This is a genomic window from Brevibacillus sp. DP1.3A (assembly GCF_013284245.2).
Taxonomy (GTDB): domain Bacteria; phylum Bacillota; class Bacilli; order Brevibacillales; family Brevibacillaceae; genus Brevibacillus.
This window is the reverse complement of sequence record NZ_CP085876.1, coordinates 5803436-5817873: the sequence shown is the minus strand read 5'-3', so window position 1 is coordinate 5817873 and position 14438 is coordinate 5803436. Positions and strand designations below refer to the sequence as shown.

General features: G+C 47.7%; 12 protein-coding genes. 8 read left to right on the top strand and 4 right to left on the bottom strand.

Annotated elements, in window-relative coordinates; genetic code table 11:
- Nucleotides 1-667: 667 nt before the first annotated feature.
- The gene (locus HP399_RS26895; protein WP_173618200.1) at nucleotides 668-2056 is read left to right on the top strand and encodes an L-cystine transporter; all 1389 of its coding nucleotides are present in this window, start codon (nucleotides 668-670) and stop codon (nucleotides 2054-2056) included.
- Between the two features lie 66 nt (nucleotides 2057-2122).
- On the opposite strand, the gene HP399_RS26890 is transcribed toward HP399_RS26895, so the two are convergent.
- The gene (locus HP399_RS26890; RefSeq protein ID WP_173618199.1) at nucleotides 2123-2710 is read right to left on the bottom strand and encodes a TetR/AcrR family transcriptional regulator; all 588 of its coding nucleotides are present in this window, start codon (nucleotides 2708-2710) and stop codon (nucleotides 2123-2125) included.
- 144 nt (nucleotides 2711-2854) lie between these two features.
- Here HP399_RS26890 and HP399_RS26885 point away from each other — a divergent pair, with 144 nt between their 5' ends.
- The gene (locus HP399_RS26885; RefSeq protein ID WP_173618198.1) at nucleotides 2855-3967 is read left to right on the top strand and encodes an alpha/beta fold hydrolase; all 1113 of its coding nucleotides are present in this window, start codon (nucleotides 2855-2857) and stop codon (nucleotides 3965-3967) included.
- Between the two features lie 81 nt (nucleotides 3968-4048).
- On the opposite strand, the gene HP399_RS26880 is transcribed toward HP399_RS26885, so the two are convergent.
- Nucleotides 4049-5680, bottom strand: a complete 1632-nt coding sequence (locus tag HP399_RS26880) for a peptide ABC transporter substrate-binding protein (protein WP_173618197.1) — start codon at nucleotides 5678-5680, stop codon at nucleotides 4049-4051.
- Nucleotides 5681-5903: 223 nt separating this feature from the next.
- Here HP399_RS26880 and HP399_RS26875 point away from each other — a divergent pair, with 223 nt between their 5' ends.
- From HP399_RS26875 to HP399_RS26850, 6 genes are all read left to right on the top strand, one after another.
- Complete coding sequence (locus HP399_RS26875; protein ID WP_173618196.1) at nucleotides 5904-6467, top strand: hypothetical protein; 564 nt, start codon at nucleotides 5904-5906, stop codon at nucleotides 6465-6467.
- A 194-nt stretch (nucleotides 6468-6661) separates the two neighbouring features.
- Nucleotides 6662-7117: a MarR family winged helix-turn-helix transcriptional regulator gene (locus HP399_RS26870; RefSeq protein ID WP_173618195.1), complete on the top strand. Its 456-nt coding sequence runs from the start codon at nucleotides 6662-6664 to the stop codon at nucleotides 7115-7117.
- 33 nt (nucleotides 7118-7150) lie between these two features.
- Complete coding sequence (locus HP399_RS26865; RefSeq protein WP_173618194.1) at nucleotides 7151-7966, top strand: SDR family oxidoreductase; 816 nt, start codon at nucleotides 7151-7153, stop codon at nucleotides 7964-7966.
- Between the two features lie 95 nt (nucleotides 7967-8061).
- Nucleotides 8062-9366 carry a hypothetical protein gene (locus HP399_RS26860; RefSeq protein ID WP_173618193.1) on the top strand — a complete coding sequence of 435 codons (1305 nt, stop codon included), beginning with the start codon at nucleotides 8062-8064 and terminating at the stop codon, nucleotides 9364-9366.
- 742 nt (nucleotides 9367-10108) lie between these two features.
- Nucleotides 10109-11368 carry an amidohydrolase gene (locus HP399_RS26855; protein ID WP_173618192.1) on the top strand — a complete coding sequence of 420 codons (1260 nt, stop codon included), beginning with the start codon at nucleotides 10109-10111 and terminating at the stop codon, nucleotides 11366-11368.
- A gap of 61 nt (nucleotides 11369-11429) precedes the next feature.
- Nucleotides 11430-12833 (top strand): M20 family metallopeptidase, encoded by a 1404-nt coding sequence (locus HP399_RS26850; RefSeq protein ID WP_173618191.1) that lies wholly within the window; start codon nucleotides 11430-11432, stop codon nucleotides 12831-12833.
- Between the two features lie 61 nt (nucleotides 12834-12894).
- Here the strand turns inward: HP399_RS26850 and HP399_RS26845 are convergent, their stop codons facing one another.
- Both HP399_RS26845 and HP399_RS26840 read right to left on the bottom strand, forming a co-directional pair.
- Nucleotides 12895-13581: a class I SAM-dependent methyltransferase gene (locus tag HP399_RS26845; RefSeq protein WP_173618190.1), complete on the bottom strand. Its 687-nt coding sequence runs from the start codon at nucleotides 13579-13581 to the stop codon at nucleotides 12895-12897.
- 131 nt (nucleotides 13582-13712) lie between these two features.
- Complete coding sequence (locus tag HP399_RS26840) at nucleotides 13713-14438, bottom strand: hypothetical protein (protein ID WP_173618189.1); 726 nt, start codon at nucleotides 14436-14438, stop codon at nucleotides 13713-13715.

Below are 14438 nucleotides of genomic sequence, written 5' to 3'. Positions count from 1 at the left end.
TGGTTTTTTCATTGGTCACTTTATATGTGGCTGCGGTGGGGAGAAGAATATTTCCAGTCTAGGCTTCAGTGCTCCGTCCCACTGTGGGAATAGACTGCCCGCTGCGAAGGGCTTAGCGGGGAAACGCAAAAGTGGTAGCCGCTACGTCGCGTGGGCACGGTTGCGTTTCTATTTCCCGCTAATCCCTTCTCCGCTCGGTAGGACTTCACAATTCGCTACGTCTGGAAATATTCTTCTCTAGCGCAACGAGAGTGCATTCTTCAATCTTTTAAAGCGTAAAAAACTCGTTTAGAACGGATAGCTCGCAGAGGAAACAGGAGAAAACAGCGAAGATCTTTGGGACGCCGACCGAGACGTAATGCAAAAAGCGAAACACGTTCTTAAGCGTCCACCTCTGAAATAGCTTCGAGGAAGAGACCACTTTGGACGCGGTTTCGCTTTTTGCATGGAGTCGGGCAGTCAATCTCACAGCGGGCGGGACAAGAAGCTGAGCGTTTTCTCCTGTTTCCTCCCCACCACTACAGCTGGATATTATGTACCTCTGTAAGACAGTTTGGAATAATACAAAAACAATTCATACTTGACCAGTAGGGATTGTTGGTAATATAACTATATCTATACCGAATACAATAATGAGAGGTACATAGAACGAAAGGGAGGGGAATATATGTCGACGTTATTGATCATCGTAAACATTGTTTTGTTGCTCTTATTCATTGCTGGATTGTACGCCATGCAAAAGAAGCATATTTCTTTTTCCAAGCGGGTATTTGTCGGTCTCGGACTCGGGATTTTATTTGGACTCATTTTGCAATACGTATACGGAGCCAAATCGGACGTACTCAAATCCACCATCGAATGGTACAACATTGTAGGGAAAGGCTATGTGAAGCTGCTTCAAATGATCGTAATGCCACTGGTATTCATCTCTATTTTATCGGCTTTCACCAAAATGAAATTAACCAATAACATTGGGAAAATCAGTACGCTGATTATCGGACTTTTGGTAGGGACGACTGCTGTCGCGGCAGCGATCGGGATTTCGACTACCTTGACATTTAATCTCGACGGGGCACAATTCCAGCAGGGGGATGCGGAATCTGCTCGGATCGAACAGGTAGAGCAGCGCTTGGGTGATATCGAGAACTTGAGCACGCCAGCCAAAATTTTGGAACTGCTTCCTGCGAATCCTTTCCTCGATCTGACTGGAGATCGTGCGACTTCTACGATTGCCGTCGTGATTTTCTCTGCGATTATCGGTGTTGCGTATTTAGGGATAAAACGCAAAAATCCGGAGCAAGCTGAATTGTTTGCGAAAATTGTGGACGCATTCCATACGATCACGATGCGTGTCGTGACATTGATCTTGCGCCTGACGCCATATGGTGTACTGGCAATCATGATCAGAGTCGCAGCTACCAGCGATTACAATGCCATCTGGCAGTTGGGCAAGTTCGTTGTCGCTTCGTATGTGGCGATGATCATCATGTTTATCATCCATTTGTTGCTGTTGACGTTTGCAGGATTGAATCCAATCACCTATGTGAAAAAAGCATTCCCTGTCCTGACGTTCGCCTTCACTTCTCGTACGAGCGCGGGTGCTTTGCCGCTGAATGTAAAAACGCAACAAAGCATGGGGGTTCCTGAGGGAATTGCCAACTTCGCAGGCTCCTTTGGACTCTCCATCGGACAAAACGGCTGCGCCGGTACTTATCCAGCCATGCTGGCCATCATGGTGGCTCCAGTCGCGGGAATTGATCCGCTGACACCATCGTTCATCCTGACGCTGATCGCAGTAGTGGCACTCAGCTCCTTCGGGGTTGCAGGTGTAGGGGGCGGAGCGACCTTTGCAGCACTGCTCGTCTTGTCCACGATGAATTTGCCGATTGCCATTGTCGGTCTGCTCATCTCCGTTGAGCCGTTGATTGACATGGGCCGCACAGCGCTAAACGTAAGCGGAAGCATGACGTCCGGACTCTTGACGAGCCGAGTGACAAAAGAGCTGGATACAAAAGTATACAACGGCACAGAGCACCAATCGTCTGTGACTGTATAAAAAAGGAACCCGGTTGTACTGCCTCTGTGGCAGATTGCATCCGGGTTTTTCTGTATGCAAAATGTCTCATGAATGTGTTCCGATTCTCGGATGACCGTTTTGTACCCTTTCAAAAATGTACTGTTGCATGGTGCTGGCCAATTGAATCGCGCCCATGTCTTTTTCATTTTGCAGCGTCCAGTTTAAAAGCACCATGGCATTTGCAACGTAGAGCTTGGCCAGATAGTCAACCGAGACAGTTGGTGAAGACAGTGCCTTGTCCAAGTAAGAATAGCAGGCGTTGTATAAGATGAGCTCAACCTCTTTGCTCAAATCAGCGGAGGGAACATGCACGTTTAGCAGCGTGGCAACTTCCGTTTTATTCGCCGCGGTCAGATCGATGATCATTTCAATAACTTTTGCCACGTTGCCATGTTGGATGGACACGAAGCGACGCGCCATTTCTTTTTGAAAAAAGTCGGCCTGATACTTGACCATTTTTTCCAGCAGGTCGTACTTATCCGTATAGTGGCTGTAAAAAGTGGACTTGCTGGTGAGTGAGCGGGTACAAATATCCTTGATCGTAATTTGACTGAAATCTTTTTCCTTCAGCAGACTGACGAGCGCGCTTGCAATGCTTTTTTTGGTCTTATAGACGCGAACATCTTCATTCATCCAGTCAATCTCCTTTCAAAAGTCGCTTTTCGAACCATCAGCGTGCATATCGTCCGATTTCGTACGAATGAAGTGTTTTTGCTTATGGTTCGTTCAAGGTAATCCCGATACGATGGGCTTGTAACCGATCAGAGGAGGGATACCATGTTTAAAATGTACGTGGACAACGAACAGTTCAACCTGCAAATCAATCGTTTTATCCATGACTACTATGAAGAAGATGAACGGGCCAGCAGCGATTTGAAAATGATCGTTCCAAGATTGACAGATGCAGAAAGCTGGTATGAGGCCTGGAGAGAACATGCTGTCATGCGGGAAGATAAGCAGGATTACGATCTGGCTTCCGCCTATTATCAAGCAGCGGAATTTTATTTGCTGCCATCAGATCCGAACAAAGAGATAATGTACCAGAAATACCGCGAGACGTTTTATAAGGGATTCCATGATTTTGACTATGAATCCTTTCAAATTCCTTATGAAAATTCTTATTTGCCAGCGATCAGATTGTTCACGCCTGGTGCCACCAAAACCTTGCTAGTATTCGGGGGCTATGATTCCTACATGGAAGAACTCGTGAAGATGATGAGATTTTTGAGAGGGATTGGTTACCATATTATTGTGTTTGATGGTCCTGGACAAGGAACCGCACTAAAAAATGGGCTGAAATTCATTCATAGCTGGGAGAAGCCGATTGCGGCAGTCATTGACTACTTTCAGTTAAAGAGAGTCAGTGTGCTGGGAGGCTCATGGGGCGGATATTTGGCGATGAGAGCGGCCGCTTTTGAAAAACGGATCGATAAAGTGATTGCCTTCAATATTTTCTATTGCGGCCTCGATGCGCTGAAAATACGGATGCCGGATGAACTGTGGAAGAAGCTGACTGCCCTGTTGGCTACGGATGAAGCCGAGCAGGTCAATGCGATGTTTGAAAAAATGATGGAGGCAAGTATTGACGTGAAGTGGAAAATCACAAAAGGCATGGAAAACACAGGGGAGACAACGCCATTTGGCCTCTTGAAAAACTTTGAGAAGCATACGATGGAAGCGATTGGTGCATTGATCAACCAGGATGTATTGCTCCTGGCAGGGGAGGAGGATCAGTACGTTCCCATCAGCCGTCTGCCGCAAATTCAGCGGGAACTGTGCAATGCAGCGTCGATTACAACGAAAGTCTTTACCAGGGAAACGGGCGGCGAGCAGCATTGTCAGGCTGGGGCTCGTCATCTGGCATTTGATGAAATGAAAAAGTTTTTGTAAGAAAATGTGTACCGAAACAGAGCAACAGGCTGTACCGTCTGCGAAGGACTGGTACAGCCTGTTGTTCATGTTGCGTCGTTCTTATTTATTGACGGATGTGTACTTGAAGTACGCCCCACCGAGCGGGAAGATGATGAAATCTTTCACTTTGTCGTTCTTCACATACGGGCTTCCCCGGAAGTTGATCGGAGCGAGCGGCATTTCGTCCATCAAAATCGTTTCTGCGTCCAGCAAAATTTGCTTGCGCTTGTCGAGGTCAGGCTCGTTGTAGCTCTTGTCGATCAGCTCTTTGAACTTGGCATTTTCCCAATCTGGGTGGTTGTTTCCGCCCGTTTTGTCGCGGAACATCTCCAGGAAGTTGATCGGGTCGTTGAAGTCTGCACCCCATTGGAAGCGGATCATGTCAAAGTTCGCTTGGGATCTCATGTCGCGGTACACCTTCAGCTCTGCCGTGTACAGCTTCACGTCGACGCCGAGTGCTTTTTTCCACTGATCTTGCAGGGCTTCGGCCAGTTTTTTGTTGGTATCATTCGAGTCAAAGGTATAGGTAATAGTCGGGAAGGTCGAGAGTCCGAGCTCCTTCATACCTTCTTCCAGCAATGCTTTGGCTTTTGCCTGGTCTTCTTTAAAGTAGCCGTCTGGTTTTAATCCCATGGAAGTCGGTACCCAACCGTAGGCGGCTGGAACACCCGTCTGCAAAATATTATCGATGATTTCCTGACGGTTGATGGCATAAGCGAAGGCTTGGCGAATTTTTTTGTTGTTGAATGGTGGTTTGTTTGTATTAAAAACAACGGATTGTGTGCCCGGATTATCCGCGACCATCAGCTTGCCCGCATCTTTAAGTGTAGGGATTGCGTCAGTCGGAAGTGTTGAGGCAGGATAGCCGCCCCAGTCGATATCGCCATTTTCAAACATCGAGAACGCTGTATTGTTGTCCTCGATCATAGCGATTTCAATCCGCTCGAGCTTGACGTTGTCTTTATCCCAGTAGTTCGGGTTTTTCGTAAAGACGATTCTGCTTTTGTGCTCCCACTTGTCCATGATGAATGGACCATTTCCCACGATTGTTTTCGCTTCATCCGCCCATTTTGGGTTTCCTTCCAGCGTTTTTTGATGCAACGGGAAGAGGGTCGGGAAGAAGGTTAGCTCACGGAAAAACGGAGTCGGTGACTTCAGGTTGAATTCGACGGTGTAGTCGTCTACAGCCTTGACGCCTACATCCTCTGCTTTGCCTTTCCCCGTATTGTACTCCTCTCCTCCTTTAATGTAGTAAAGCTGATAGGCGTACTCGGACGCTGTTTTCGGATCGAGGTTGCGCTTGATCGCATAGACGAAATCATGGGCGGTGACAGGGTCTCCGTTACTCCATTTGGCGTCCTTGCGAATTTTGAAGGTGTAGTTCATGTAATCCGGCGAGTTGGTGAAGCTCTCAGCCGTAGCATTGACGAGTTGACCATTCAGGTCATAGCTGGTCAAACCTTCAAAGGCAGCGTAAATCATGTCAAACGAATCCGCGTCGACGGCGATCCCAGGGTCCATCGAAGGCGGCTCGCTGTTGATGCTCCATTTTAACACCATCGGCTCTGTTTTTGTCGCTTCTGTAGGTGTAGTAGAGCCAGTGGGTTGAGCAGGTGCGGAAGAGTTCGAGCACCCCGCTAGTACCCCGAAAAGCAAGGTAAGACAGGTTGCAATTGCCAGTCCCTTTTTCATAAATACCCCCCTTAAAAATGATAGAAACGTATATTCAGAATATTTGCTTGCGTTTTCGATAGCAAAGGAATTTTTTTAGTTTCTCGATAAAAAATATTTACTTAGGTCATTGAAAGATAGGAATAGTGGTATAAAATTAATTGATTTTTCTCAAAGTTTTACTCGTTTTGAAAGATATGGTATATTTTGGTAGATGTTAATGATAGGAGAGGTGGGAATCACTATGTTCAAGAAAATGGTTTTTTCAGCATTAAGTGTAGCCGTATTTTCTGCAGTGCTAACGTCTCCGATTCAAGCCACAAACACACCGTCTATGGTTAGTGGGCAGGAAGAGCAATCATTAGCTGCTGCCAAATGGAGTTCAGATGAGGAATGGATTAAAAAATCTTCTCCTGTTCCACCGGGGTGGGTCGTCATTCGTGAAGACTTAGGTTCAAAGCTAATTAAAAATACAGCAGGTGCTCCCTATGGTACGGAATTAAGAGTTAGCAAATATTCTCCCGTTCCACAAGGGTGGGTAGTTTTAAGAGATGAATTGGCTGGTAGGGTGATAAAATATACAACAGGAGCATCTTATCGTACGGAGTTCAATGTGACCAAGTTCTCTCCCATTCCAACTGGATGGGTTGTAACGCGTGAAAATTATGATAGCAAAACGATCATGAATGTAAATGGAGCTCCTTATGGAACCAGATTATTAGTAAGCAAATATTCACCTGTTCCACCAGGATGGATTTACGAGGGACAAGTGGCTAATGGTAAGTACATTAAAAACTTGAATCGCTAGTATTCAAAACCTAGATCTTTGAACTCAACTTCATAATGGAATAATTTTTTCGTAGAGAAAGAACTGATGGATAAGGTGTATATAACCATCAGTTCTTTTTATTTCTATTTCAGACGCTGTGCCCATTGACAAAAAAATACAGATGGATTACATTTCGAGTTGTTAAGCACTTAACTAAACAAGGGTGGAAGAGCATGGCAAATCATCTCGAAACGTATGTAAACCAGCCCCCTTTACAGACAAAAGCATTCTTTTCCTTGGTAGACGCCACCGCAGATTTGGTGGGGCTCTCAGAAAAATATTGGCATGCAAAAGGCATGAACGGTGCAAGAATCCGTCTATTGGTAGAGATCGCGAAGCATGGTGACAGTATCCTGCCTTCACGCTTGGCAGAGTGCATTGGAGTGACGAAGGCCAACATTAGTCTTTTGCTTGCACCACTGGAAACAGACGGTCTGATACACCGGGCTCCCCATCCCAAAGACGGCAGAAAATCCGTAATCTCACTGACGGAAGCAGGGAAACAGCTTCTTTTCGTGCACCTTCCTGGGAATCGCCAGGTAATTGCAGAGGGGCTAAAAGGACTGGAGGAGCAGGAGCTGCATCAACTGATTTTTTTATTAGAGAAAATAAGGCAAAGTGTGAGATGAACTTTGAGCTGTAGGGGAAAAGGGGGCAAAAGCATGTCCATTCTCATCACAGGAGCAACGGGCAAGCTAGGGAGCTTGATTATCGAACAGCTTTTGAAAAGGGTGGAAAGAGAACGCCTCATTGCCTGTGTACGCCAACCGGACAAAGCCACACGGCTAAGAGAGTTGGGAATCGAGGTAAGACAGGCGGATTATGATGACCCTCTGTCTCTGGAACGCTCTTTTTCGGAAGGCACGAAGCTTTTGTTTATTTCCAGCCCGCACACTGATGATACCGTTCGTGTACGACAGCATAGTCATGTCATAGAAGCGGCGAAAAAAGCTAATATCACTCACATGGTGTATACCAGCTTTGCCTTTTTGGAAAAGGCAAATATCTCGCTCACGCATCTCCATTTGGCAACGGAACACGCCATTCGCACGACAGGGATACCGTATACGTTTCTGCGGAATGGACTTTACAGTGATGTGATTGCGGCATTTGGTATTCAGCAGGCAATCGAAACAGGAGAGCTTATTACATACCCTGGCAAGTGGAGCTTTCACACAGTGACACGCGAGGATCTTTCATTGGCTGCTGCCACGGTAATCAGCACAGAGGGGCACGAAAATCAGACTTACGAGCTTACGGCTTCCCGAGCTTGGAATTTCGCAAAGCTGGCTGAAGTGTTGACGGTACAGACAGGCAAATCTATCAGGCATCGGGAGGACCCTGTTGCAGAAAGTTGGCTGTATCGCTTCTTGATGCAAATTGATGCGAGCAGCACGACGACGGATTTGGAGAGAATCATCGGCAAGCCCACTGCTTCACTCGAACAAATGGTTATGCAAATCATGGAGCAAGCGTAGTACAGCATGCTTGGCATCCAGTAGACAAAGAGAACGGCACATGATATGAATGAGGAAAAGGTGTCGATCATGACTAGGTAGGAGATAACGCCCTTATGTATAGAATCGGTGTTGTAGGACCACGGCCTTCGGTGGAGCGGATACTGGCGGTTGCCAATGAGTTTGAGCATGAGATCGAATTTGTTCCTTTTCGTTATGAGGACGTTCGTGACGTGAGCAAAATCGTTCTGGAGCATCATCCAGAGTTAAACGGATGGTTTTTCTCTGGACCGATTCCGTTCACGATCGCGAAAAACGTACTCAGCCCGGATGCCAATATCGTGTATTGTCCACCGAACGGTTCGAATCTGTATCGCTGCTTCATTCAGATGTCGATTGATCAAAACGCAGCGGTGAACCGCGTTTCCATCGACATGATTGATTCGGAAGGGACACATTTGCGCGAGTCGATGTCGGAGCTGGACATACCCGACGAGGGGATTTACGTCACTATGTACGACGAGCAGTTTGACCTCGATGCCATCACGCAGTTTCATGTATCGCTGTGGCGAGAAGGGAAGACCCAAGGTGCATTTACCACGTTTTCTGTGGTCGAGCATGCCTTGCGCGAAGAAGGCATTCCCGTCTATCGCGTCCTGATGACAAAAATGGAGATTCGTCAGGCGATGAAAATCGTCATCGAAAAGGTGAAAAGCTCCTATTTCAAGGACACACAAATCGGGGTAGAGATCATTGAGCTGGAGCAGTTTGACAAGATTCCCGAGCGGACTAGCACGCGCTTTTACTTGCAGCATCTGGAGCTGAAGATCAGACAAATTCTGCTTGCGCTCTGCGATCGGCTGGACGGCTCTCTGCTGGCAAATGGCAACGGACGCTACCAGATTTTTAGCTCGCGTGGTGCGATTCAACGAGAGATTGAAATGCTACGACATACAGTGGAACAGCTCTCTTTGGAGGCAGAGGTACCGGTTGCAGTAGGTGTGGGCTTTGGAGATACAGCTTTTTCTGCGGAAAACAATGCGCGAAAAGCAATCCAGCACGCAAAAGAACGACCGGGGGCGGGCATTGTCGTCGTACAGGATAATGGCGTCATGATGGAATCGGTGGGAGAAACAGAGGAGCTCGCCTATTCGTTCCGCTCCAGTGATCGCGAGCTGCTGGAAAAGCTGAACCGGGCCAATGTAAGTGTCAAATCGTATCACAAGCTGCGTGCGCTGGTTCAGCGGATGGGCTGGAAGACGTTTTCGACGACGGATATCGCTTCGCATTTGTCGATGACGGTACGGAATGCCCAGCGCATCATGGGTAGCTTGTGCGAAGTGGATTTGGCTGAGTTCAGCGGGGAAGAGCAGCAAGCTGTCCGTGGACGACCAAAGAAGCTTTATCAACTTAAAAAATGAGGGCACCCGACGAGATGTTCGGGTGTTTTTTTATTATGGGGCTGCGGTGAAGAGAAGAATATTTCCAGTCTAGGCTCCAGGCTCCGTCCTGCTGGGGGTTAGACTGCCCGCTCCGAAGGGATTTGCGGGGAAACGCAAAAGTGGTAGCCGCTTCGACGTAGGGGCACGCCTAAGTTTCTTTTGCCCGCAAATCCCTTCTCCGCTCGGTAGGACTCCACAAGTCGCTACGTCTGGAAATATTCTTCTCTGTCGTAACTGATAAAGTTCTTCAATCTTTTCAGGTATTAAAAAATCGGATTCACACTGAAAGCTCGTAGAGGAAACAGGAGAAAAAAGCGAAGATCTTAGGGACACCGACCGAGACGGAATACAAAAAGCGAAACACGCCTTTAAGCGTCCACCTCTGAGACACATCCTGAATGGACCACTTTGGACGCGGTTTCGCTTTTTGCATGGAGTCGTGCAGTCAATCCCCCAGGGGGTGGCCCTAGAAGCTAAGCGTTTTCTCCTGTTTCCTCCCCACCACAACAGCCGGGAAAAGTTTCTATTTTTCAAGAAGTCTAACAACTTCTATTGAAAAAACGGAGAGGCAACTATATAATTCAATTAAGCGAAATTGTCTTTTAATATTCGTATATTGTAAGGGTTTACATTTGTCAGTCTTCTCATATTTCTAGAGCTTGCCTATCGGACCTGGGCATGGAAAAAGACATGCTCCAGAGTTAACAGGAGGAATTGAACGATGTTGGATCTGGTTTCGTTGCGAAGAGATTTTCATAGACACCCAGAGGTAGGTTTTACGGAGTTCCGTACCGCTTCCAAGGTAGTAGAGATTTTGACGTCCCTCGGCTATGAGGTCATATACGGACAAGAAGCAATCGATGGAGATTCCCGTCGTGGCTTGCCTTCCGAGGCGGTTCTCGAGGCAGCGTATGAAAGAGCTTTGCGTGACGGTGCAAACCCGGCAATCGTTGAAAAAATGCGCGGTGGCTATACAGCAGTGATCGGTGTGAAGAAAGGGAAGGCACCTGGACCAACGGTTGCTTTCCGTTTTGACATGGACGCACTGCCTGTATTGGAAAGTACGGAGCAAGACCATTTTCCACAAGCGAATGGCTTCCGCTCCCATTATGAAGGCAACATGCATGCCTGCGCTCACGACGGTCATACCACAATTGGCTTGGGATTGGCAGAAGCGCTTGCAACAGGAGATTTTTCCGGTACGCTCAAACTGATCTTCCAACCAGCCGAAGAGGGTGTTCGCGGTGCATACGCGATCGTGGAAAAAGGCCATTTGGACGATGTTGACTATATTTTCTGCAACCATTTGGGTGTCAATGTGCCGCTCGGTGAGGTACATGGCGGTTCCTATGGATTTTTGGCTACCACGAAAATGATGGCGCATTTCTACGGTGTTTCTTCTCATGCTGGTGCGTCGCCAGAGCAAGGGAAAAATGCATTGCTCGGAGCGGCTACTGCCTTGTTGAACATTCATTCGATTCCTCGCTTCAGCACGGGTGATACGAGAATCAATGTGGGTGTGCTAGAAGGCGGGACAGCAGCGAATATCATTCCGGCCTATGCCAAGATGGTTGTGGAGACTCGTTCCATTACCGAAGAAGTAAATGCAGAAGTAGAAAACCGCGTACGCAATATCATCGCGCACAGTGCCGCTATGCATGAGCTTGACTACAAAATAGAAGTTGTCGGGGGAGCAATCCCGATCAACTACGATGTTGAGATGGCAGAGCTGGCACTGGAAGAAGCCAAGCAGGTAGAAGGCTTCGATTCCTTTAAGCACGGCGATTACAACTCAATGGGCAGTGAAGATGCCAGCTTTATGATAAAACGCGTTCAGGATCGTGGCGGAAAAGGAACGTACATGGCAATCGGTACGGATATCCCGGCGCCTCATCACCATCCGAAATTCGATATACAAGAAGAGATTTTGCCACGCAGCGTAGCGCTTTTGAACCGAATTGCAAGACGATTGCTGACGTAAAACACGTTCCTAACTGAGCAAAAAAGCACGTGGACAACGAGGGCAGAGAGGATGTTTGCGAATGCATACCAAGCGAATTGCAGAAATGATTGAGAAAAAACGAGATGCCTTCATCAAGGTGAGCGACCAGATTTGGGATTTCGCGGAGACGCGTTTTGAAGAGTACCAATCTGCTGAACTGCTGGCTCAAACACTCGAAGGAGAAGGCTTTCAGGTTGAGCGCGGAGTAGGCGGAATCAAAACGGCCTTCATCGGAAGCTTTGGCAGCGGCAATCCTGTCGTGGCGATTTTGGGAGAGTTCGACGCGCTGTCGGGCATGAGCCAGAAAAAAGGCCAAGCTACAGAAGAGCCTCTCGTAGCGGGTGCAAACGGCCATGGCTGCGGACACAACTTGCTCGGTACCGCTTCTCTTGCGGCAGCCGTTGCAGTGAAAGAGTACATGGAAGAGAACAACATGACGGGGACTGTTCGTTACTACGGCTGCCCAGGAGAAGAAGGCGGTTCCGGGAAAGCGTTCATGGCGCGAGCTGGACTGTTTGATGACGTGGACTTCGCACTTTGCTGGCACCCAATGGGCTACAACAGCATCATGTCCATCGATTCGCTCGCGAACTATCAAATCTACTTCAAGTTCAAAGGGAAGAGTGCCCATGCGGCAGCAAGTCCACATCTCGGTCGAAGCGCACTGGATGCAGTGGAATTGATGAACGTCGGCGTGAACTACTTGCGTGAGCACATCATCCCGGAAGCACGTGTGCACTATGCCATCACGAACTCCGGCGGCTTGTCGCCAAATGTGGTTCAACCAAAAGCAGAGGTATTGTACCTCGTACGTGCGCCAAAGGTTGATCAAGTACAGGAGATTTACGAGCGCGTATGCAAAATTGCGCAAGGCGCTGCGCTTATGACCGAAACGGAGGTAGAGATCGTATTCGACAAAGCGTGCTCAAACCTCGTACAAAACAAGCTACTCGAAGAGGTCATGTACAAAAACTTCCAGGATCTGGGCGTCCCTATGCATGATGAAATGGAACTGCAATTGGCAAAAGAAATGCGTGCGACTCTATCCAAGCAGGAACTCGCTACTTCGGAAAAACAGTCATCGGACATGCCTGCCCCAGACATGGTGACATGGCTCAATCCATTCGACGGATCAAAAATCCCGCTGAACGGCTCCACGGATGTAGGGGATGTGAGTTGGATTACGCCGACCGCGCAATGCACAACGGCTTGCTATATGAACGGCTCCACGTTGCACTCCTGGCAATGGGTGTCTCTCGGGGCAACATCCATGGCACATAAAGGGATGCTGCATGCGGGGAAAGTCATGGCTTCTACAGCCATTGACATGCTAAATCATCCGGAGCTGATCGAACAGGCAAAAACCGAGCTGAAACAGCGTCTGGGCGGTCAAACGTATGTGTGCCCGATTCCAGAGGATGTCATGCCTTCTGTGAAAAAATAAGAGACACTCGGAAATAACAAACGGACGACTTCTGAATGATCAGGGGTCGTCTTTTTTGTATTCATACAGTCAGCCACCATACCCCGGCACATTCCGGCAATGTCATTAGCTTTTCCCGAGCGACTCTGTCCGCAAGCTCTTCTCCAAAGAAAAACCGTGCAAGCTGTTCTGCTTCCGCTATGTCTTTAAACTGATAGTCCAAGCGAATCCATTTGTGAGAGAAGCCGTATTTGTTTTCTAACAAGGAATAGTACTTGATAAGAAATTCGGGTGGGTGAGGTGTTTCATATCCGGTCCCCATCGTCTCCATGATGACGATCGTGCCACCAGGACGAAGCACGCGTTTCATCTCCTGAATGATCTTTTCAAGATGGAGCTCGTTGTTGGGAACTTCAGAACTAGTGAGGTAACAAACCGTCCACCCCGCTACGATGACATCCGTACTGTTATCGTCTGAGGGAAGTTCACGATGATCCGCTACGTTAGTTGTCCAATTGGAAAGACCGGCTTGCGTCAGCTGTTGAGCATTCACTTCTAGCATGGCAGCGGAAGCATCAAGAGCAAGAATGGACTTGGCATGAGGGGCGAGCACAGACGTAAGTCTTCCTGAGCCAGCTCCCAGATCGATCACGTCCTGTCCCTTGATGGGGGTGATTTCTTCGATGATAGCGAGCAGACTTGGTTGTCTGGAAATCATTAAATCGTACTGTTTTGCTTGATTTTTATAAATTTGTTCGTGGTTTGGCATCGTTCACCCTCCAGTTACTTGATCGTTCTGGAAAATATCGTAAAGCTTCACGCCGCGTGAAGGTCAAGAGATAGAAAAAAAGGATTCCGCCTCGCAGCCTTATGAGCTACAGGGGAATCCTTCTTTTTCATTTAGGAACGGACAGAAATGAAATCCTTCGCCAGCGCTACCATCTGATCATGAAGGGTAGGGTCCAGTTGATTGCTTCCGGTGTGGTACGCGAGATGATACAAGATTCCTTGATCATAGAACTCCATCTCATGGGCGTTTGTGACGATCAGATTTACTGCCTGATTTTTATCATCATACTTGTAAAAGTTATACACATAAGAGCTGTTTGTCGTGATGATATGATGATAGATAGTGATATCGTCAGTCAGTGGCTCAACGCGCATGATGTTCCCGAACGAATCCAGTCCAGAAGCAGACGGCTTCACATGTGCCAAGGGGTTTTCATCTGTCTCTGTCATACGTACGATGAAGAAGTTTTCCGTAATAGGGACTTCGTTACCCTGCGCGTATGTCAGTTGTAGCTGGTGTCGTGTTACTTTTTCCAAGCCTGAGGAGAATGAGACGAGATAGGCCATCTCTTTTTCGACAGGAAAAGGTAGCTTCGTTTTATCCACTGGCTTGATTCTGCTTTGGAGAGACGAAGGCAATAGCGGTGTCATTTCCTGAATACTCATCGGCCGGTAATGCCTCACGTTTTCAGGATCTTGTGTCAGTCTGTGAATTTCGCTCTGGGCAAAAACATCTCCGCTAGCTTTTACGAGACCAGTGGAAGAGGAGCAACCGACAAGCAATAGAAACAGGCTCACTACAAGGGAACACACAACTTTTGGTCGAAAATTTCTCAA